14 protein-coding genes are annotated in these 18,760 nt (G+C 57.8%); 7 read left to right on the forward strand and 7 right to left on the reverse strand.

All coding sequences use genetic code 11. The features are described from left to right. Positions 1 to 95: 95 nt before the first annotated feature. From ACZZ0K_RS13310 to ACZZ0K_RS13335, 6 genes are all read left to right on the forward strand, one after another. On the forward strand, positions 96 to 2,144 hold the full coding sequence (locus tag ACZZ0K_RS13310; protein WP_252869180.1) for a type VI secretion system Vgr family protein: 2,049 nt from the start codon (positions 96 to 98) through the stop codon (positions 2,142 to 2,144). Further along, positions 2,145 to 3,017 (forward strand): DUF4123 domain-containing protein, encoded by an 873-nt coding sequence (locus tag ACZZ0K_RS13315; protein ID WP_150741578.1) that lies wholly within the window; start codon positions 2,145 to 2,147, stop codon positions 3,015 to 3,017. After that, entirely contained in the window at positions 3,014 to 6,433 is a 3,420-nt protein-coding gene (locus tag ACZZ0K_RS13320; protein WP_258707924.1) for a toxin VasX, read from the forward strand. Before ACZZ0K_RS13315 ends, ACZZ0K_RS13320 begins: the two co-directional genes overlap by 4 nt. Then, positions 6,426 to 7,616 carry a DUF6708 domain-containing protein gene (locus tag ACZZ0K_RS13325; RefSeq protein ID WP_258707923.1) on the forward strand — a complete coding sequence of 397 codons (1,191 nt, stop codon included), beginning with the start codon at positions 6,426 to 6,428 and terminating at the stop codon, positions 7,614 to 7,616. The genes ACZZ0K_RS13320 and ACZZ0K_RS13325 overlap by 8 nt, the downstream gene beginning before the upstream one ends. Before the next feature lie 118 nt (positions 7,617 to 7,734). Beyond that, positions 7,735 to 8,232, forward strand: a complete 498-nt coding sequence (locus ACZZ0K_RS13330) for a hypothetical protein (protein ID WP_258707922.1) — start codon at positions 7,735 to 7,737, stop codon at positions 8,230 to 8,232. Between the two features lie 154 nt (positions 8,233 to 8,386). Continuing rightward, a complete protein-coding gene (locus tag ACZZ0K_RS13335) occupies positions 8,387 to 9,214 on the forward strand; it encodes a glycosyltransferase family 2 protein (protein ID WP_258708199.1) in 828 nt (275 codons plus the stop codon). Between the two features lie 323 nt (positions 9,215 to 9,537). On the opposite strand, the gene ACZZ0K_RS13340 is transcribed toward ACZZ0K_RS13335, so the two are convergent. The 6 genes from ACZZ0K_RS13340 to ACZZ0K_RS13365 all read right to left on the reverse strand — a co-directional run bounded on the left by ACZZ0K_RS13340 (position 9,538) and on the right by ACZZ0K_RS13365 (position 15,515). Continuing rightward, positions 9,538 to 10,122 carry a hypothetical protein gene (locus ACZZ0K_RS13340; RefSeq protein WP_073474317.1) on the reverse strand — a complete coding sequence of 195 codons (585 nt, stop codon included), beginning with the start codon at positions 10,120 to 10,122 and terminating at the stop codon, positions 9,538 to 9,540. Positions 10,123 to 10,208: 86 nt separating this feature from the next. Beyond that, positions 10,209 to 10,409: a hypothetical protein gene (locus ACZZ0K_RS13345; RefSeq protein ID WP_041478610.1), complete on the reverse strand. Its 201-nt coding sequence runs from the start codon at positions 10,407 to 10,409 to the stop codon at positions 10,209 to 10,211. 11 nt (positions 10,410 to 10,420) lie between these two features. Continuing rightward, complete coding sequence (locus tag ACZZ0K_RS13350; RefSeq protein ID WP_056784562.1) at positions 10,421 to 10,663, reverse strand: hypothetical protein; 243 nt, start codon at positions 10,661 to 10,663, stop codon at positions 10,421 to 10,423. 673 nt (positions 10,664 to 11,336) lie between these two features. Then, a complete protein-coding gene (locus tag ACZZ0K_RS13355; RefSeq protein ID WP_258707921.1) occupies positions 11,337 to 12,404 on the reverse strand; it encodes a lipocalin-like domain-containing protein in 1,068 nt (355 codons plus the stop codon). After that, entirely contained in the window at positions 12,394 to 14,862 is a 2,469-nt protein-coding gene (locus ACZZ0K_RS13360; RefSeq protein WP_463559140.1) for an ABC transporter permease, read from the reverse strand. The genes ACZZ0K_RS13355 and ACZZ0K_RS13360 overlap by 11 nt, the downstream gene beginning before the upstream one ends. After that, positions 14,862 to 15,515 carry an ABC transporter ATP-binding protein gene (locus ACZZ0K_RS13365; RefSeq protein WP_016774109.1) on the reverse strand — a complete coding sequence of 218 codons (654 nt, stop codon included), beginning with the start codon at positions 15,513 to 15,515 and terminating at the stop codon, positions 14,862 to 14,864. Before ACZZ0K_RS13365 ends, ACZZ0K_RS13360 begins: the two co-directional genes overlap by 1 nt. A gap of 139 nt (positions 15,516 to 15,654) precedes the next feature. Here ACZZ0K_RS13365 and ACZZ0K_RS13370 point away from each other — a divergent pair, with 139 nt between their 5' ends. Further along, positions 15,655 to 17,628: an alkyl/aryl-sulfatase gene (locus tag ACZZ0K_RS13370; RefSeq protein WP_463559141.1), complete on the forward strand. Its 1,974-nt coding sequence runs from the start codon at positions 15,655 to 15,657 to the stop codon at positions 17,626 to 17,628. Positions 17,629 to 17,846: 218 nt separating this feature from the next. On the opposite strand, the gene ACZZ0K_RS13375 is transcribed toward ACZZ0K_RS13370, so the two are convergent. Further along, a complete protein-coding gene (locus tag ACZZ0K_RS13375) occupies positions 17,847 to 18,698 on the reverse strand; it encodes a helix-turn-helix domain-containing protein (RefSeq protein ID WP_463559142.1) in 852 nt (283 codons plus the stop codon). Between the last annotated feature and the right edge of the window lie 62 nt (positions 18,699 to 18,760).

Below are 18,760 nucleotides of genomic sequence, written 5' to 3' on the forward strand. Positions count from 1 at the left end.
TCGATGTTGTTTACGCCCCTCCAGAATTTCGCGTACGTTGAGCCGCTTTTTTGCGGCCGTCGACGAGCGCCGCTGTACAGCACGAGGAACAAGGGATGTTCGCGCCGGCCAATGAAACCCACTTTGCCCTGACCATCGAAGGGCTTTCCGCCGACTTTCAGGTGTTTACCCTCACCGGCCGGGAAGCCATCAGCCAGCCTTTTGTTTTCGAGGTGGAACTGGTCAGTGAGCAGCCGTCGCTGGACCTCGAAACCCTGCTGCACAAACCGGCCTTTCTGCAGCTGTCGCCTGACGGCAGCGGCATCCATGGCCAGATCTACCGCGCCGCGCAAGGCGATTCCGGCAAGCGCCTGACTCGTTATTCGGTGACGCTGCGCCCACAACTGGCGTATCTCGCGCACCGCATCAACCAGCGCATCTTCCAGAACCTCAGCGTGCCGAAAATCATCGGCATGGTGCTGGAAGAGCACGGCATCCAGAGCAACGCCTACGAATTCAAGACCGGTTCGATCTATCCTGAACGCATCTACTGCGTGCAATACGACGAGTCGGATCTGCACTTCATCCAGCGCCTGTGCGAGGAAGAAGGCATTCACTTCCACTTCCAGCACAGCGCCAACGCGCACAAGTTGGTGTTCGGTGACGACCAGACGGTGTTCCCGAAACTGGCCCCTGTGCCCTATCAGCAAGACTCGGGCATGGTCGCCAGCAACCCGGTGATCAAGCGTTTCGACCTGCGCCTGGAAACCCGCACCAGCCGCACCACCCGCCGCGACTACGACTTCGAAAAACCGCGTCTGACCCTGGAAAGCGAAAACCGTGGCGACGCCCTGCCCGACCTTGAAGACTACGATTACCCGGGGCGCTTCATCGACCGCGAGCGCGGCAAACATTTGGCCAAACGCGCCCTCGAACGCCACCGCAGCGACTTCCAGCTCGCCGAAGGCAAGAGTGATCAGCCACTGCTGGTCAGCGGCCATTTCCTCGCCCTGACCGAACACCCGAAAGCCAAGTGGAACGACCTGTGGCTGCTCACCGAAGTGCTGCATGAAGGCAAGCAGCCGCAGGTGCTCGAAGAGTCGGTGACCAGCGACACCACGGCGCTGAAAGACGATTTCCACCAGGGCTACCGCAACCGCTTCCAGGCCACGCCGTGGGACGTGCCCAATCGCCCGCCGCTACGCCACCCGAAACCGCGCATCCTCGGCAGCCAGAGCGCAGTAGTCACCGGCCCCAAAGGTGAAGAAATCCACTGCGACGAGTACGGCCGGGTCAAAGTCCAGTTCCATTGGGACCGCGAAGGTCAGGCCGACGACAAGACCAGTTGCTGGCTGCGCGTCTCCAGCGCCTGGGCCGGCGCCCAGTACGGCGGCATCGCCATCCCGCGCATCGGCATGGAAGTGCTGGTCACGTTCCTTGAAGGCGACCCCGATCAACCGCTGATCAGCGGCTGCCTGTACCACAAGGAAAACACCGTCCCCTATCCACTGCCGGCGAACAAGACCCGCAGCACCTTCAAGACCCTGAGCTCCATGGGCGGTGGCGGCTACAACGAACTGCGCATCGAAGACAAAAAAGGCCAGGAACAAATCTACCTGCATGCCCAGCGCGACTGGGACGAGAACATCGAACACGACCAGAAAATCCGCGTCGGCAACGAACGCCACGACACCGTCGAAAAGAACAGCTACAGCGAATTCAAGGCCGAAGAACACCACACCGTCTACGCCGACCGCAAAGTCGAGGCGCGCGCTAACGATCATCTGACCGTGGGCGTCAATCAGCACATCAAGATCGGCACCGGCCAGTTCATCGACGCCGGCCAGGAAATCCACCTTAGCAGTGGCATGAAAGTGGTGATGGAAGCCGGTGCGGAGCTGACCCTGGTCGGCGGCGGCAGCTTCATCAAGATTGATGCTGGTGGCGTGACCATGAGCGGCCCGGTGATCAACATGAACTCCGGCGGCAGCCCGGGCGTTGGCACGGGCGCCGCGCCGTTGATGCCCGGGCCGTTGAAGCAAGCTGATACGGATAAAGCCGGGCAGTTGCTGGTGCCAGCGCAGCGGCAGGCGTTGATGCAGAAGAAGCCGATTTGTGCGGTGTGCGAAGCAGCCAAACAGGCTGCACAAAGGGAGCTACATTAAATGATCGAGCTACCGCCACTTCCGATTGATCTGCCATGGGAAACCCCAGCTTATCTGCTGCTGGATGGCGTCAGTGTTCCCGATCTCGCGCAGCAATTGTTTCAATGGGATAACCAAGCCTACAGCCTGTACCAGTCCACTCGCTGGCAGGAGTTGTCAGATATTTCGCCCTATCTGATCGAGCTTAAAGGTGCCAGCGATCCGCTCTTGGCGTACTTCAGAGAACATGCGGCCGAGGAGTGGGGTTATCTGCTGTTCAGCGACGCAGATGCGCATTCGTTGTGGGGCCATTGGCGTCACTTGCTGAGCGTGAAGCACCCGAGTGGCATAGAAGTCATGCCCCGTATTGCCGACCCTGCGGTCATGCACCAGCTGTTTGCATTGGCAGAAAAAAAGGGCAGCGCGAAATGGTTCGGACCGGTCAGACATGTCTGCCTGCCGGACGGAGTTGGCATCAACTGGCATCAACACATTTGCCACCGACCCGCTATAGCCGAACCCGAGACCTATCGTTTGACGGATGAAGAACTCACTGCGTTGGGCGAAGTAGAATTTCGTAACTTCATATCTGATCTAAATGAGCATTTGCATACGTACTTTGCGGACTTCATGGCGACTTTTGCATCTGAAGATCGTCGGCCCTATGCGCAAGCACTCGCGGAAGATGCCTATCAAAAGGGTTTCGCTTCTGAACAGGAAATCACCCTCTATGCGAACGTTTTCGGCTATCTCGCTGGTGAGCCGGTCACTGATCATCCCGACATCGTTCAGCTACTCGCGCAATCGACGTCTGAAGCACCACTGAAACGCGTTGAGCGCGCTGCAGAACTGGCCGAACGCCGTGCCGCCGATCGACAAGGAAGCCAATCGTGACCACTCAACAACCGCCTAAACCCAGCGCCAACACCGCCGCAATGGCCAAGCCGGCGAAAGACACCCGAGTGCCGATGGGTGTGTGCCCGTTGATGAACAAGAAAGTGCAACTGCTACCTCTGCGCTATGGCCTGGTCCAACATCTCGATCCAGCTGCCGAGGTGTCCATGCCGTACAAAACCAAAAGCCAGCCGCTGGGCATTCGTTTGCTGCGCGATGGGTATCTGTACATCATCAATGGCACCACCGGTTACTTGCACGAATACCGGATCGAGAAAGGCCAGATCACCAAGCTGCTGTGGAACAGTCAGGAAGTATCGGCCGACACTCGGACCAGTTCAGTCGGGGAACCGCATCTGATTTTCACTCGATCTCACACGCTTTACGCCAGTTATTCCGAGATTCAGTGGACAGCTTTCAAATGCTCGCAAGTGCTCAACTCCAAGGATGAGCGCAAACGCTTGATGCAGCAGCTCGAGTTGACAAGCGCCTGCCCGGAAAAGGGTGGCGAGCATTTGCTGAGTAAGCAGCAGGCGGAGAGCTGGCTGGCCGAGGTCAAGGAGGATCAGTCTCGATCCGATGCCAAACCAGAGGGTTCGAATCAGCAGGAAAGCGTGGCCTATCACTGGGAGGATCAGCCACTCTTCAAGCAAACCACCATTGAAAGTCTGACCAGTAACGTGCAAGGCCCGTACAAGAACGACTACCTGTTTCTGGTGCTACGAGACGACATTGGCGTGATGCGTGATCTGGCCAGTGCGCAGTTGAAAGTGGCTGACTGGATTGAACAATGGAGTGCTGATGAACGATGCCAGGCTCAATACCTTACTGGCTCTTACATACAGTCGCTCTACGACGTCAATGGGCCCCGACTTGACGCTCTGAGCAAAACAGACCCTGATATCAAGTCGTTGAAAGACGACACCAACGAAGAGCAGCAGAACAAGATTTATGAGTATCTGAAGGTTCGCCGGGATAACAGAGATCCGGGGATCTATGGAGACGAAGCGCACTGGCGAAAAATGGCTGAAAAGGATCCTTATGCCCGTGCGTACATGGACATGACGGATTCGCTGGGCAATCCGTTATACCGTAAACATCAAGACACCTTGAATAAACTGAGCCTGCAAAGCTGGTACGCATTGCATGGCAAGGAGCTCGGTCAGCGTGGCGTCGATGACTTGGTTAACCGACCGGAGATGGAGGCATTTCTCCTCAAACAGCAAATACTGCTGAGCCACTGGCACGGACGGTTGAAGAACATTCGTGATGATCGCCTGACGATGTTTACCAGTGGCTACTTCCACGGAGCCGCCTGGTACTACGATTTCAAGCTCGATGCGCAAATCAAGCATCGTCTGGAGACTGAATTCGTCTGTGTCGCCGCGATGTGTGCTGACCCGAAGGCCGTCGCGAAACTTGCGGCTTACATGGAAGCCAATCTGCTGACCGTCGTACCTGGGCTGGACACGCTGACTCTGGCCGCACAAGTCGACGTAGCAAAAAAACTCGCGGACTTGAGCAGTTTCTCGATCAACGTGATCTCCGCCAAGGAAAACCTGGCCAACGTCAACGTCCTGACCAATCAGTTCCACAGTTTGATGACCGAGCGCCTGCCCAACTACGCCAAACTGAACACTCAGTTCATGGGCATGCAAAGCTTGCTGGACGAGGCCTATAACCCAGCTCGACAGATGAAAATTGCCGATCAGTTGGACAAAGCTCACGTAGCCTTCGCGCGTGCACAAACCGTCGATCCCAACAGCTACATTCGCGAAATCGGAGCGCCTGCGCGTTTACAGTTACTGCGAGAGTTTTCCCGGCAAGGGCTGACATTGCGTGCAGCGTCTGCCGCCGAAATCAACGCCTTCAACCTTGCCCGAGATCAGGCGTTGGACCTGCGCGGCCAGTTGAAGGAAACCTACAAGCTGCGCAATCGCGAATTGTCCCGGCAAACCACCGGCTCCGCCATGCCGGGCAGTGAAACGCAGTACAACCAACGGATTGCCCAGATCAAAAATTCGCTGTTACCTTTGGAACAGAGGCTCTGCGATGCGTTGACTGTAGGCGGAGACAGCCCGGCAAAAATCGGCACGGTGATCGAAGGTCTGGATCCGCAATTGCGGGCAGAGATGGGCCGGACCGTACGAGACTTCCGGGCTACAGGGACATTCAATAAGCCGCTCGCAGGGGTCATGAGGTCGAAGGGGGATGGGATCGCGTTTGCGTTGTTTGTGATTCAGGGGCAGAAGTTTATTGAAGCGCTGAATACCTTTGTAAGAAAAGAAAATCGTTCACTAAGTGACAAAATAGCTTTCACCGAATCATTCGTAGGTATGACAGCAGCTGGCTTTGCAACAGTTCAAGGCCTTTCAGTAACCATCTTTCAGTCTCATATCGAACAGATGGAAAGCGTTGGAGGTAAACTGAATACAATGAGCCGACTGGGACGATGGACCGGAATCGCGGGATTTTGGGCATTCGTATCAGGTGGCGTAGTTGCATCGCTAGACTTAGGAAAACACTCATTGCAGTGGGGTAAAGCGTTAGCGGAAGGCGATTACAAAGCCTTGGGCGCCACCACACTGCAGATAAGCGGTGACACCATGCTAGTCGGTACCAACACTTGGGCGGCCAAACACACCGGCTCAGTCGTGAAGAACATCATGAAGACACCGACTGAGCTACGTGCATTGGCATGGGCTGAAGCCAGCCCTCGACTTTTAGCGATAGGCGCGCGCGCAAATCTAATAGGTTTGATCGCTACCGCCCTGCAATTGGTAGGGGAAGGCCTTTACAACTACTTCAATCTAGACGACCTGCAAAAGTGGATGCGGAGCAGCGCTTGGGGGAACAAGACCGAAAACCGTACCGCACAGGATGAGTGGAACGAATTGGCAAAAGTTGTGCAAAAACCTACCTGCGAAATGATCCGCGATGCCAAACAGACCTATTTGAAACTGGTAGTTCCTGGTGTGAGCACACAGGAAATGGACACCCGCAAATTACAGTTGAAAGCGTACGAGCAGTATCGCGACACTCCAAAAAATATTGGATACGCGCCAGGTCCGTTCCCGTTAAGGTGGCAGGAACGCTCGTCCGCTTGGGTCACCCGCTTTGTTGTGGTTAGCAAAAGCAACGAGGCATTGACACTCCACCTGCCGATAAGTGACTCGCTGCAAACCACCGATTTTGCCTTGGCGCTGAACATCGCCTATCAATTGGAAGCCGAGCGCGACATCATGCACGAAACCTGTTTTGTACTTCGTGACCTGCATATCACTGGCGCATCATATAAACGCACCCCAACGCGAGGTGTCTTTAAGGTAGAGTCCGTAGACACATTGCCGAATGGCATAAATAAATCTCAATTCATTTTGTTCAAACAAGAAGACCTGGCGACTGTCGATGTTTAAGAGCCTTTTGAAGCGCAAAGATAAAATCGTATCGACCGAAGCCGCACCAGATATACGCAGCAAGCGCCCAAACGCGGGGGAAATCCGCGATAGCGGGTTGAATGAAACTCTATTTCTCTCGCCATTGCCCGTTTACACAGGACAGACGCAGTCCTCTCGTAGAAATTTTTCGGAGGTGAATGACACATTTTTAGAGCTAGGTGGGAGTAACTGGGGGACCGTTGAGCAGGGAAAAATATTAGCGGCAGGACTATGGTTCCCCATATTTCTGGCGTTCATAATGCCAAGCCTTGTGATTGCTTACGGAGTGATTTTTTACCCCGAGAACTTTAGTGATCCGTGGCGCGAACTATTCGGTTTTATTCAAGTGTCCATAAGTGTTTCCCTACTCTCCTTTCTTCCGATAGGCGCTTACGTCTACGGAATGATCTCTAGCGTCTACTCATCAGCAAAAACCTACCCCGTCCGCTTCAACCGCCAACGCCGCGAAGTCTGCTACGTCGACAGCAAAACCCGCCGCGTCCTCATCGTACCTTGGGAAAGCGTCGTCGCCTGGGTCTCCAACACTCAGGGCGTCACCAGTTATGGCGCTACTCGCCAGTACACGTTCGGCATGGGTCTGGAGGATGAGGAGCAGGACAAAGTGCAATTCCTCCTGCTACCACAACCCAGCGATGCACATGCTTTAGGGATGTGGACTTCAATTCGTAATTACATGGAAGACGGTCAGTTGGTAGATGCTCCAAACCCGATGCTCAAGGCACTGGGTTTGACTCCATCCGGTGATCGGCTCAAACCGTACGAAGGCCTACACACTTTTGAAATCGAACGCGAAGACGCACGCGCGATGGGGTCGCTGGACGAGGGTGGCGACGAACTGACGCCCGAGCAGCGCGAGCATTACGGTTACTCGAAAAAATCCCGTTGGCCACTGCGCCGCTGGTACATGTGGCGCGTGCTGAGCTTCTGGAAGATGCCTTACATGCTAGCCGAATGGGCGCATCGCAAAGGGCGGCCTACCCTTCCGGAGCAAGTGCAGACATGGTCTGAGGCGTTGCCACCAGAGCAATGGGCCAAGCCCAGCGCTGCATTGGTGAAAGCCAATCAAATGGTCAAGACTGCCTTGGACAAAAAAGGCGCCACGTTCGTCGAAGCGTGCAAAGCGGCGGGTTTGCATGGATGAAATGTGAGCAACCAAGGTCGTCTATTTCTTTGAATTTTTAACATCTGTTAAAACGTAAAGCCGATTTGTTTCGGTTTATCCGAGGCCATAAGTCGGAAATTTCGAGTCTGAAAACCCAATGAATATCCGTCAGATAACGCTTGCCAATCGATGGACCGCAACCTTTCAAAACATCGGCGAGTTTCGCATGGGCGTCGAGGGCTGGGGCTTGCTTCTACAGGGTCCGAATAACCAGACGATCAAATACTTCGCAGACCAGATTGTTCTAGCGAACGACGAGGACGGCAACCAAGCCAACACCTGCATCCTGCTCTCGGTCGATGGTGTTTACGGCTGTTTGCATACGGCCGTAGACGGCGACTGGGTGATCGATTTTGCACGAGGGATGATTGCCCCTCATCGAGTAACGATTCGCCACCATCACGACGCTTACGACGAAAGCCTCGCACTATACGAACAGCCGGCCTTCAAACGTGCGCGCCAGTACATCAGTGTTGTCGGAAAACACATCTATCTGACTTTTCCGCTAACCAGAGATGAGGATTTTCCCAAGGTATGGGACGAATACCTGGCAATCCGCAAGCGCCAACTGGATGAGCTTTACTTCGCAACCTGATGAACGCATGGCTACATCCGGTAAGCATCCCAACCGTTTTACGTCCTCACACTTCTCCAGTGTCCCCCCTCCCAAATTAAGCTTCACCTAAGCTTCCCCGCTAGCATCCCGGCTCATCAACCTGTCGTCTTGAGCCGTGATGAGTCCCTCCGACATGAAAGCCTTCGATCTGCCTACCCAGCCGCATCCCGACTTCAGTCTGGTTCTGGTCAATTACAAAACCCCGGACATCACTCGCATGTGTCTGGAGCTGTTGCGCGAGCATGTCCAGGCGCAGGGCATTCCAGTGTGGGTGGTGGACAACGATTCGGCGGATGCCAGCCTCGATTATTTGTGTTCGCTGGACTGGATCAATCTGATCGAGCGGCCGTCGCCCGGTAAGGAAATGGGGCATATTGCCCATGGCAAGGCGCTGGATCTGGCCTTGGCGAAAGTTGAGACCGATTATTTGTTTCTGCTGCACACCGATACCTTTGTCTACGACATGGAAGTGTTCGCGATGATGATGCGCGAATGCACGAAAAGTGCGGACATGGCGGCGGTGGGTTGTGTTGAGCAACTTGATCGTGGGTTACTGCGTGATACCTGGCGGTTAACTTCGCGGTTCTGCAAACATCATGTTCGTCGGCTAAAAGTTCATTTCGGCCTGCGTTCGAAACCACCACGCCCGTATAAAGAAACGCATCTGAAAAGTTTCTGTACGCTGTGGAATGCGCGTTTGATGAAGTCGCTCGGGCTGCACTTCTGCATGGATGAGGAGGTGCCTGGTTACACGCTTCAGGATCGAATGGTCGGGTTGGGCTATGGCGTCAGGTTCCTCTCGCCGCGGAAGATTTTCCGCTATCTGGATCACATCCAGGCCGGCACCGTCGCGGCGGCAGGCACGTATGGCAAGGATCATCGCCGGACAAAAATGTACCAGCAGACACTCAAGCGCTTGCAGGGGCAGCATGGCAAAACCGGTATGCAGGCTTCGACTTGATCGAAAACAATAAAAAAGGGCGACTGCAAAGTCGCCCTTTTTGTTTGCAGATTCTGTATACAACTTTCGCCAGTAGTGGAGTTCGCCCAGTGTTACGGCCTGGCAATCCTTGCACCGGTAAAGAGCCCTGACACTGGGCGAACGCCGAGGATTTTAATTCAAACAAGTGGACCTGTCGTCATGGGCAAACATGAAATTTTTGCACTGAAAAGTTAAAAACTGTGTTTTGCCGATTTATCCCGGGAATTGTCTTACAAAAACCTTTATATGATTGCTCTCATACATAAAGTTGTACAAGAGCAATAAACTTGTAGAGTTAATACTCAACTATCGTGCTGACTGGTCACTTTCAGGATATCGGTATAAGTGACAATAACGCTCTGCCCTACTTTCAGATCTTTCAACTTGGCCTGAATCTCCGGCTTCTTCACATCGAGCGTCTTCGATTGTCCGGACGGATCTTGGAGGGTGACCTGATTGGTCTTCAAATCGATTTTGCTGATTTTCAGCTGCACCTGAACCTGACGATAGGCCTCGCCGCCCGGGTTATCGCTGCCCGGGGCCTTGCGCAGTTCGCCGGTACGTTCGGTGGTGCCCGGCAGACCTTTATCCACGTCTGTATCGAGATAAGCGGCGACAGATCGCTGCACCTCGATCTTCACCAGGTCCCCTACTTTGAGATTGGCAAGATTTTTCGCTTTGTCGCTGAGCTGAACGTGGACCTGACGTCCCTCGGGGCCTTCCAGCACGACCTGGTGATTGGCCGGGTCGACGGCGAGCACTTTGGTGGTAACGGAATCGGCCTCAACGACGGCGGATAACGGAATGTCGGCAGCCAGAGCGCCGAAACTCGTGACAGAAAGCAGCGTTGCGAGAGTGATGGCCTTGGCCAGAGCGTCGAGCTTCATATGCATTACTTTCCCTGTGATGAAATGGCGACACCCGCCACCGAAAACACTTCAGCGGCGGGCGTGCCAGTGAGCATAGACGCTGTTCAGGGCTTGACTTGGGTTTGTGGCCCACGGGTATGTGGCTTGGCGGTCTCTTGCGCAGTGGATTCGCCACTCGGCGTGCCCTTGCCGCTGTCCTGCCGCTGCTTGGGATCGGTCGGGCGCAGGGCATCATTGTCGCGCTCGGTTTCGCCGGCCGGGCGTGGCTCGTCGGGGTTGTCGTTCTGGTTGTTGGTGGTATTCATGGCAGGAGTCCTCAGGCTTCGGGATCTTCGAGTTCGCGGGCGACGTTGACCTCGGGTGACTGCTTGTGCAGATCGTCGGCTTTGGCGCGCATCAACTGCCATTGCTCAAGATCGATTGCGCCTTGGCCGAGCAGGTCATCGGCGATGCGTTGCAGATCGAGGTAGTGAGCGTCAGGGGAGTTCTGCCAGTAGGCTTGATCGTCGAACAGGCGCTGCCAGGTGTCGAGGTCTGGGGGTTGCAGGTCGTCGCTCATGGGTGAGTCCGAAAATGGCGGGTTTCTGGGTAGAGCGTATTGGCGAAGGGAGAGTTCCGAGCGGTTTGATTAGTGGTGACCTTGCTGACGCCATCGCTGGCAAGCCAGCTCCCACAGGGATTGGGGTTAAGCTGTAATTCATCGGTGTTTTTGAGATAGCTATCGCGAGCAGGCTCACTCCTACAAGAGCAAGAGCAAGAGCAAGAGCAAGAGCAAGAGCAAGAGCAAAAGCAAAAGATCGCAGCCTTCGGCAGCTCCTACAGTCCCACGTTCACCTATAGGCCGAGTGTCAGCTCGCCTGCTCTTGATCTTGATCTTGATCCACCGGCGACGTCGAAAGGCTGAGTGGAGGGATTGATCCGGGCGTGGGAGCGCAGCGACCGTCTGGCGAAGCCAGACACAGCGGAAGGAGGTGCAGCGAAGCAAACCGTAGCCGCTGCGCCCGGATCGATCCCGCAGCGAAGGAACCCGAGCCTGCGAGGGCCGAACGTAGGAGCTAGCGTTTTTTGCTTACTTTTTTGGCGCTTGTAAAAAAGTAAGTCGCCGTAAGGGCGAAACCCTAAGCAGCCGTTACCGCAGCAACGGATATGTACCCGGTCAAGCAGAACAAATCATCGCTCGACAAAAAGCCTTCGCGAGCAAGCTCGCTCCCACAGGGAAACTGCACCTACCGTTAATATCCGGTCATTTCCAGATAGCCTTGGCCAGGATGGCTGCCATCAATCTTCACCGGCCCTTCCCAGTACGGGATACGCAAATTCATCCACGCATTGCGGTTGATCGCGTCAACGCTGATATCGAGTTTCTTGTCTGGAATGCGGATCGACCATTTCACCGGCATCGGCCGATCAGCAACCTTGGCCGTATCCTGCGGCACAAGGCTGATCTGCTCGCTGCGCAACGTCTGAATCTGCCCGTCAGCGGCGATCCAGGTGCCGGTCAGATAAGGCGCGCCGGTCTTCTGCCGCATGCGATAAAGCATCACGTGTTCGCCGCTGTCCAGATGCAGCGAGAACCAGTCCCAGCCAGTTTGATTGGCGGTGAGTGGCTGACTGCTCCACTCGCGATCGAGCCACGCCGGGCCGCTGACGGTGTAGGTCTGGCCGTCGATCTGCAGCGTGCCGCTGGCCTGGAAAAATGGCTGGCTGTAGTAATACGACGCCTGGCCTTCTTCGGATTTCTGGCTGAAACCCTGGTCGCCTTGCAGCACCAGCGGTCGGCTGGAGGTAAGGCGCAGTTGATAAGCGAAATTCTTGTCACGAGCACTGAGTTGCATATCGCGCAACGGATCCTGCGCCTGGCTGGCAAACATCCAGTCGTCGATCCACGCCTCGAACGGCGCCAAGCGCACACCAGCCTGGCCTACTCCGCCCCGGGCGTAGCGCTCGGCGGCATGATGCACCGCGCGCGAAGTGACTGCCGCATGGCCCAGCCAGATCGTTTGGTTGCCCCAACCGGCCTGCTCGGCGACGGGTTTCAGGGCGCTGCGAAACAGCGTCCATTGCACGCCGAAGTCATTGCCCTGCTGATCCTTGAGGTTGGCGGTGACGTACCACCACTCAATGCGAAAACCATCATGCGCGCCATGATCGGCCGGAAAGCTGAATACCCGACCGGGCACCACCGGGGTGAAGGATTGCGCCTGATCGCCCATGCCGGCAAAACCCTTTTCCTCGGGTGCAGGCTGATCGCAGCCAGCGAGCAGCAGCGCAATCATCAGCACGAGCCATTTAGTCCTCATGGGCAAACGTCCTCAGCAAGTCCGCCGGTTGCGTGCGGTACAGCGAATACAGCGGCCATGCCGAAGCCAACAGAGTCGCCAGCAAGGCCAGGCCCGTCAGTTGCAGCAACTGCAACGGGAACACCCGCAACGGCAAGCGCCAGCCGAACGCCTGCACGTTGATCACCGCATCGAGGCACCACGCCAAAGCGATGCCCAACGGCAGCGCCAACAGCAACGTCAATACGGCAAGCAGCCAGGTCTGACCGAGGTTGAGCAGCATCAATTGTTTGCGCGTAACGCCCAGCGCCCACAGCGGTGCGAGCTGACTGAGGCGACTCTGGCTCTGAGTGAGCAGACTGATGAACAGCGCCACGCCAGCCACGGCCAGGGTCAGGCTGTTCAACGCCGCCGTCGCAGCAAAGGTGCGTTCGAAGACTTGCACCGACCAGCCCTTGAGCCGCGCCTGATCGACGATGCGGTTGTCATCCAGCGCAAAACGCGCCTGCAAGGCGTTGAGCAGCGCTGGAATCTGTGCTGGATCGATACGCAAATTGAAGCGGTTCGGCGTGAGTTGCGGCCAGCCGCGCAGCAGGTGCTCACTGCTGATCAGCACGTGACCCTTCGGATTGCCGTAGTCGGCGTAGATGCCGACGATGCGCGGCGACCATGTGCCGTTCGGCGTGGGAATGTTCAGATGCTCGCCCGGCTTCACTTTCAGGCGTCGTGCCAGTTGTTCACTGAGCATCACCGCATCGTCCGTGGCCAGTTTGCCCCACGGATCGCTGCCACTGCTGTCGAGCAACGGCCAATGCTGGCGATAGTACGAGTGGTCGATGATGCCGTAGACATCGGCCGGCCAGCCTTGCAGCGTCACCGAAACCTGCCAGTTGGGCAGCACAGCGGTCACGTCGGGCTGCTGCTTGAGCCAACTGTGCATCTCGCGGGCCTGCGCCGGATTGGCCGGGTTGATGTACAACTCGGCGCTCAGGCGTTGTTCGAGCCAGTCGTTGAAGGTCTGGCGAAAACCGGCGGTCATGCTACCGGCGCCGATATTGGCGGCGAGCGCCAACAGCAGCGCCATCAGCGCCAGACTCAGAGCTGGCAGTTGCTGGCGGCAGTCGGCGAGAAACCACTGGCCGAGCACCGAACGACTGCGCCCGAGCAACGGGTTCAACAACGCGCTGAGCAACACCGGCAAGGCCAGAGCGGCACCGAGCAACAGCCCGGCCATGAGCACGAAACCGCTGCTCAGGCTGTCGCCCCAGATCAGCGCCGCCAGCGCAATTGTCAGCAGCGCTGTCGCCAGCCAACCCTGTCGGCGCAACCAGCGCGAATACTGTTGATGCCACGCCTGCGGATCGGCCACCGCCAGCAATGGCAGGCGCGCCGCCCGCAGCAGACTGTTGGCCCCGGCCAGCAACGCGCCGAGCAGGCTCAGCCCTATGCCGCTGAACCACCACCAGGGACTCAGGCGCAACTGCCCCGCCACTTCCGCGCCATATAAACCGCGCAGGCTGGCGGCGACGTCCGGCAGCAGCACGCTGGCCAGCCAATAGCCGCTGATCACACCGAATAATCCGCCGATCAGCGCCAGCACACCCAGTTCAACCACCAGACATGCGATCAGCATTCGTGCACTGACGCCACAGGCGCGCAAGGTGCGCAGCAAACCTCGGCGCTGTTCCAGAGCGAGGCCGATGGCGGCGTGGACGATGAACAGGCCGACCAGAAACGACAGAAATCCAAGGGCATCGAGATTGAGGTGAAAGCTCTCGGTCAGCCGCGCGAGGTTGTTTTCTTCGCCGCTACTCTTGAGCTGCAAGCGATCATTGAAACTGGCCGGTAATTCTTGATGAAAGTCCTTGGGTAGCAGCAGTCGCGACAATTGCTCGGGTTGTTCGAGCAGGCGCTGCGCTACGCCGATGTCGACCAGCAACAGGCCCGGCGCCATGTCCTTCTGCGCGAGCAGTGGCGGCAGGGTTTGGCCGTTTACGGTTTGCGGTGTATCACCTTCGCGCAAGCCGAGAATTTGCAGGGTGTCCGGAGAAATCCAGGTGCCGCCCGGCGGGCTGAAAAACTCGACGATGCGCTCGATCGGCATCGCCTGCCCGGCTACTGCCGAATCCGACGGCAGCGACACCGGCTCGATCCCCATCACTTGAATGCGTTGATCTTCCTGGCCCTTGAGCGTCAGCCGGCCCTGCAACACCGGTGACACTGGCCAGCCCTGACGGCGCAATTCGATAAACCAGCGCTGTGGAAACAGCGCCCCATTCGGCGTGCTGAGGCTGGCCTGCGGTTCGCCGCCGATCATCTGGCTGGCCCGCGCGTAGCTGTCACGTGCCTGACTGTTCAGCGCCTCGACGCCGGTGAGCAGACTGGTGGCCAGCCACAACCCGGTCAGCACGCTGAAAAACTGCACTGGATGGCGCCGCCAGTGGCTGAGCAGCGCGCGCAGGGTTTGCCGCCAGATCATCAGGCGACCCGCCCGTTCGACAACACCACACGCTGGGCCAATCGCGCCGCGACGCGCTGACTGTGGGTGACCATCAGCAGGGTCGTCGGCGTGTCATCGAGCAATTCGAGCAACAGCCGCAGCACTTCATCGCTGGTCGCTTCATCGAGGCTGCCGGTGGGTTCATCGGCCAACAGCAATTTCGGCTGCGAGGCCAGTGCGCGGCCCAATGCGACTCGTTGCTGCTGACCGCCGGAGAGTTGCTCGGGATACCGCGAGAGCAGATCGCCCAGACCCAGACGCTGCACCAGATGCGCTTGCCAGCGTGGCTCATGGCGCCCGGCGAGGCGCGCCTGAAAGGCCAGATTGTCTTCCACGCGCAGGCTGCCGATCAGGTTGAACTGCTGAAACACCAGACCGATTTCCGTGCGTCGCCAGTTGGCCAGTTGCGCTTCGCTCATGGCTTCCAGACGATGTTCGCCGCTGCGGATGCTGCCGCTGTCGACCTTGTCCAGCCCCGCTACCAGATGCAGCAGCGTGCTTTTGCCACTGCCCGATTCGCCCATCAGCGCCAGGCTGCCACCGGCCTCCAGCGTCAGGTCGACGCCTTGCAGCACCGGCAACAATCCCTGTGGCGTGGCATAGCTTTTGAAAACGTCGCGAACCTCAAGCATGGGCAAACCCGATCAGTGAACCTGGGCCTAGGATAGCGGCCCTGAATGGTTTTTGTCCGCTGATGATCATCGTCAACCCAGCGCCGCGCCCTAAGCTGCTGGCTGTTCGGCCATAACGATAAAAAAACCGGAGACACCCATGACCCGTTTCATCCTGAGCCCGCGTGGCCTGCTGACCTGCCTGATCACCACTTGCCTGAGCCAGCCGTTGCTCGCTGCTGACGGTCCGGTGGCGCCGAGCGTGCAAACCGCCGCAAGCAACGCTGCCGTACTGCAAACCCTGCCTTTCAGCGACCGCACCGATTTCGAATCCGTCAGCAAAGGCTTGATCGCACCGTTCAAGGGCCAGATCAAGGATGCCGCCGGCAAAGTCATCTGGAACGTCAATGCCTATGATTTCCTCGCCAAAGACAAGGCGCCGGAATCGGTCAATCCGAGCCTGTGGCGACTGGCACAGCTCAATGCCCACGCCGGTCTGTTCGAGGTCAGCCCCAAGCTGTATCAGGTACGCGGTCTCGACCTCGCCAACATGACCATCATCGAAGGTGACGACGGGCTGATCATCATCGATCCGCTGACCATGGCCGAAACCGCCAGGACGGCGCTGGATCTGTACTACGCCCATCGCCCGCGCAAACCGGTCGTCGCAGTGATCTACAGCCACACCCATGTCGATCATTTCGGCGGCGTGCGCGGTGTGATCGACGAGGCCGATGTCAAGTCCGGCAAGGTCAAGGTGTATGCGCCAGCGGGCTTCATGGAACACGTGATGAGCGAGAACGTCATGGCCGGAAACGCCATGAGCCGCCGCGCGCAGTACCAGTTCGGCAGCCTGTTGCCGCGCAGTGAAAAAGGTCAGGTCGATGCTGGCCTCGGCAAGAGCGCGCCCAGCGGTGGCACGGTCACACTGATCGCGCCTACCGATCTGATTGCCGAGCCGTTGGAAACCCGCACCATCGCTGGCCTGCAAGTCGAATTCCAGCTCACCCCAGGCACCGAAGCGCCCGCGGAAATGAACCTTTATCTACCGCAGCTGAAAGCCTTGTGCATGGCCGAAAACGCCACGCAGATGATGCACAACATCCTCACCCCGCGCGGTGCGCAGGTGCGTGACGCCAAAGCCTGGTCGCAATACCTCGATGACAGCCTGGCCCGGCACGGCGACAAGGCCGACGTGCTGTTCGCCCAACACAACTGGCCGACCTGGGGTGGCGAGCGGATTCGTACTTTGCTCGCCGATCAGCGTGACATGTACGCCTTCATCAACGACCGCACCCTGCACTTGCTCAACCAGGGCCTGACGCCGCTGGAAATTGCCGAAGCAATCAAGAAACTGCCCGGCTCGCTCGATCAGAAGTGGTACACCCGTGGCTATTACGGCTCGCTGAGTTTCAATACGCGCGCGGTGTATCAGCGCTACATGGGTTTCTACGACGGCAACCCGGCCAACCTCAATCCGCTGCCGCCGGTCGATGCGGCTAAACGCTCGGTCGAGGCCATGGGCGGTGCCACGTCGGTGCTGGAAAAAATGCGCAGTGCGATGGCCAGCGCTGACTACCGCTGGGCCGCGCAGTTGGGCAGCCAGTTGCTGTTCGCCGATCCGGACAACGCGGATGCCCGCAACGCTCAAGCCGAGACTCTGGAGCAGTTGGGGTATCAAAGCGAGAACGCCACCTGGCGCAACATGTACCTGACCGGTGCGATGGAACTGCGCAACGGCGTACCACCGCAGTCTGCCAATACCGTATCGGTGGACATGGTCCGGGCGATGAGTCCGGAAATGTTCTTCGACTACCTCGCGGTACGCCTGGACAGCGACAAAGCCGTGGCCCATGACCTGACGCTGAACTGGACGTTCGACGATGTGCAAAGGGATTTCACCCTGACCTTGCGCAACGGCGTGCTGACTCACCGCGCCGGTCTGAATCCGGCGGCGGATGCGAGCGTCAGCCTGAGCCGCGATACGCTGGAGAAGATCAGCCTGAAGCAATTGGACTTCCCGACGGCGATGCAAAAAGGGCTGGTGAAGTTGCAGGGCAATGGTCAGAAATTCGGATTATTGATGGGCAGCCTGGATACGTTCGGGCCGCAGTTCAATATCGTCACGCCGTAAGTCAAAAGCCCCTCACCCTAGCCCTCTCCCAAAGGGAGAGGGGACTGACCGTGTTGGATGTACGAGATACGCCGAGGTGGGATACCGAGTAGAACTCAGATTCCGAACGCCATGAAGATCGGCTCCCTTTCCCCCTCGCCCCCTTGGGGGAGAGGGCTGGGGTGAGGGGGAAATCTTGCTGGCACCCTCAATAACGATCAATCACCTCAATCCTGCTTTCAACAAACCTGCCCCGGATTCAACCGGAACTGCTTCGGCGTAATCCCGAACTGTTTGCGAAACGCGCGGATAAAGTTGCTCGGCTGGCGATAACCCAGCCGCTCAGCGATCCGCTCGATCGGTTGATCGCCCGCCGTCAGCCAGTGCCGCGCCATCGTCAGATTGTCCTCACGCGCAGGCGCACAAGTTGCAGCGTGCCAGTGGCGCAGCATGCTCTGGTGCAGAAACGGGTTGGCGCCCAGCAAAGCCTGATCGAGCCTGGAGCGCGGCAAGGTCAGGCACAGATGCTCGCCCTGCTCCACCGCGATACCCACTCCACGCAGCCAGCCACCGGCCATTTGCGCCGGGCGCAGGCTGACACTCACAAACAAATCTCCAGGCGCCCCGCCGAGTCGACGGGCAATGTTGCGCACCAGCGTTATCGCCGCCGCATCCAGAGCGAAATGATGGAGCTGCCCCTGCAGCGAACGCAGGCGCAAACGAGCCACGTCGCCTGCCTCGACCAACTCCACCGCAACGTAATTGATCACCCTTGGCAAGCAGTCAATGAAGCACTTCAGACTGGCACGCAGGGTCGCGGCCGAGTCGAGCAGAATATTCAGTCCTTGCAGGCAATCGGTCGCCATTCCGTCGGCCAGTTCGCAGCCAAACGTCGGCGCTACCCCGGCCCATTCACACTCACGCCACAACCGTTCAAGCGCTTGTGCGGCGATCAATTGAGGCTGCCCGGCGAGCACAGACGGGCAGATCCCCACGCGCGCCATCAAGCGTTGCGGGCACAGCCCGGACTGGCGAGCATGCGCGAGAATCGTGCGGGTGAACGCGCTGGAGGCGAACAGAGGCTGAGACATGAAGGCGGCCATCGAAGAACAGGCGTGTACTTATGCCAGCGGACGTGCTATCGATCCAATGC

It is taken from the genome of Pseudomonas sp. AC255 (genome assembly GCF_979258175.1).

Excerpts from the sequence above, each read along its gene's own strand:
- ACZZ0K_RS13310 (WP_252869180.1), top strand. The coding sequence starts at position 96 with ATGTTCGCGCCGGCCAATGAAACCCACTTTGCCCTGACCATCGAAGGG.
- ACZZ0K_RS13315 (WP_150741578.1), top strand. The coding sequence starts at position 2,145 with ATGATCGAGCTACCGCCACTTCCGATTGATCTGCCATGGGAAACCCCA.
- ACZZ0K_RS13325 (WP_258707923.1), top strand. The coding sequence starts at position 6,426 with ATGTTTAAGAGCCTTTTGAAGCGCAAAGATAAAATCGTATCGACCGAA.
- ACZZ0K_RS13330 (WP_258707922.1), top strand. The coding sequence starts at position 7,735 with ATGAATATCCGTCAGATAACGCTTGCCAATCGATGGACCGCAACCTTT.
- ACZZ0K_RS13335 (WP_258708199.1), top strand. The coding sequence starts at position 8,387 with ATGAAAGCCTTCGATCTGCCTACCCAGCCGCATCCCGACTTCAGTCTG.
- ACZZ0K_RS13340 (WP_073474317.1), bottom strand. The coding sequence starts at position 10,122 with ATGAAGCTCGACGCTCTGGCCAAGGCCATCACTCTCGCAACGCTGCTT.
- ACZZ0K_RS13345 (WP_041478610.1), bottom strand. The coding sequence starts at position 10,409 with ATGAATACCACCAACAACCAGAACGACAACCCCGACGAGCCACGCCCG.
- ACZZ0K_RS13350 (WP_056784562.1), bottom strand. The coding sequence starts at position 10,663 with ATGAGCGACGACCTGCAACCCCCAGACCTCGACACCTGGCAGCGCCTG.
- ACZZ0K_RS13355 (WP_258707921.1), bottom strand. The coding sequence starts at position 12,404 with ATGAGGACTAAATGGCTCGTGCTGATGATTGCGCTGCTGCTCGCTGGC.
- ACZZ0K_RS13360 (WP_463559140.1), bottom strand. The coding sequence starts at position 14,862 with ATGATCTGGCGGCAAACCCTGCGCGCGCTGCTCAGCCACTGGCGGCGC.
- ACZZ0K_RS13365 (WP_016774109.1), bottom strand. The coding sequence starts at position 15,515 with ATGCTTGAGGTTCGCGACGTTTTCAAAAGCTATGCCACGCCACAGGGA.
- ACZZ0K_RS13370 (WP_463559141.1), top strand. The coding sequence starts at position 15,655 with ATGACCCGTTTCATCCTGAGCCCGCGTGGCCTGCTGACCTGCCTGATC.
- ACZZ0K_RS13375 (WP_463559142.1), bottom strand. The coding sequence starts at position 18,698 with ATGTCTCAGCCTCTGTTCGCCTCCAGCGCGTTCACCCGCACGATTCTC.